This window comes from Faecalibacterium longum, assembly GCF_040094125.1.
In the GTDB taxonomy this organism is placed as follows: domain Bacteria; phylum Bacillota; class Clostridia; order Oscillospirales; family Ruminococcaceae; genus Faecalibacterium; species Faecalibacterium longum.
In genome coordinates, this window is record NZ_JBBNIH010000152.1 from 1 (window position 1) to 1,522 (window position 1,522).

General features: G+C 45.4%; 1 protein-coding gene. It reads left to right on the forward strand.

Annotated elements, in window-relative coordinates:
* The first annotated feature begins 113 nt into the window (after positions 1–113).
* Positions 114–1,289 carry an IS110 family RNA-guided transposase gene (locus AAAU26_RS09455; protein WP_005936957.1) on the forward strand — a complete coding sequence of 392 codons (1,176 nt, stop codon included), beginning with the start codon at positions 114–116 and terminating at the stop codon, positions 1,287–1,289.
* Positions 1,290–1,522 lie beyond the last annotated feature (233 nt).

The window sequence follows — 1,522 nt, forward strand, 5'->3', positions numbered from 1 at the left end:
TGAAATGTTAATCAGTTAGATACCGCCAGACGGTTTATTTAGAACGAGGTTACAAGAGCAAAGAAGTCTGTGGTCCTGAACAGCATCGAAATAAATACGCCGGAGGTATCAAAATGGTTTGTGTTGGAATTGACGTTGCCAAGGATAAGCACGACTGCTGTATTCTCGACTCGGACGGAACGATTCGTGCCGACTGCATTACCATCCCCAATAACATGGATGGCTTCAAGCAGCTGCTTCAGACGATTCGAGACTGTACCAAAAAGTCAGACAAAATAAAAGTAGGACTTGAGGCTACCGGACATTACAGCTACAACATTCTTGGATTTCTTCTTGACAATGACCTGGCCGTCTATGTCATGAATCCTTTGCACACCAACCTGTACCGAAAAAGTCTCAGCCTTCGCAAAACCAAAACCGATCGTGTGGATGCAAGAACGATTGCAACTATGCTATTGTCCGATGTAGACCTCAAGTCCTACACGGATACAGCATACCATAACGAAGAGTTAAAGTCACTAACAAGATACCGATTCGATAAGGTTCGTGAAAGAGCCAAGCTGAAGCAGTCAGTGTCCAGACTGGTCACTATTCTGTTTCCAGAACTGGAGAAGCTCGTTCCCTCTCTCCATATTGCTTCGGTTTATGCGCTCCTCAGTGAATATCCCGGTGCAAAACAGATTTCAGAAATTCATCTCACCAAGCTGACAAACCTTCTTGCGACAGCATCCAAGGGTCGTTATGGCAAAGATAAGGCTATCCAGATTCGAGATGCTGCCAGAACTTCCATTGGTTCCGTTATGCCTGCTAAATTTCTGGAACTGAAGCATACCATTAAACTCATTCGGGAACTCACCTCCGAGATTGATGAAATTGAAGTTTCTATTCAGAAAATCATGGATGAACTGAATCCACCGATTCTTTCTATTCCCGGTGTCGGTATCCAGTCAGCAGCCATGATTCTTGCTGAAATCGGTGATTTTTCCAACTTTGAATCTCCTGACAAAATCCTTGCTTACGCTGGCTGCTCTCCATCTACATACCAGTCCGGAAAACTTACAAACTGTTACGCTCACATGGAGAAGCGTGGTTCTCGTTATTTGCGATATGCCCTCTACAACGCAACCAAGTACGTCTGCCACTGGAATCCCGTCTTTGCTGAATATCTTGCCAAGAAACGTGCTGAAGGAAAGCACTACAATGTTGCCTTATCCCATGCCACGAAGAAACTTGTGCGGCTAATCTATGCCTTGCAGAAATCTGGCAAAGCATATCTTGTAGCTGCCTGATTCTCTCCAGAGCCTGAGCCAAATCCAAGAACAACTTAGCTGGCGCAGCGAACCCTTGACAAACCGAAGCATTCAAATGCTATTCTGTTTCTGCGAGGGTTGGCCGGGCTTGCTTTGCTATTCTCTCCGTCGCCCTCGCTGCATTGATTATGGCATTTGAATGCTGTTTGTCAGGGGCAGCGGTCGGCAGACGGATTTTTTCATTTTGGGGCTTGACTTTTAATAGTTAGTCT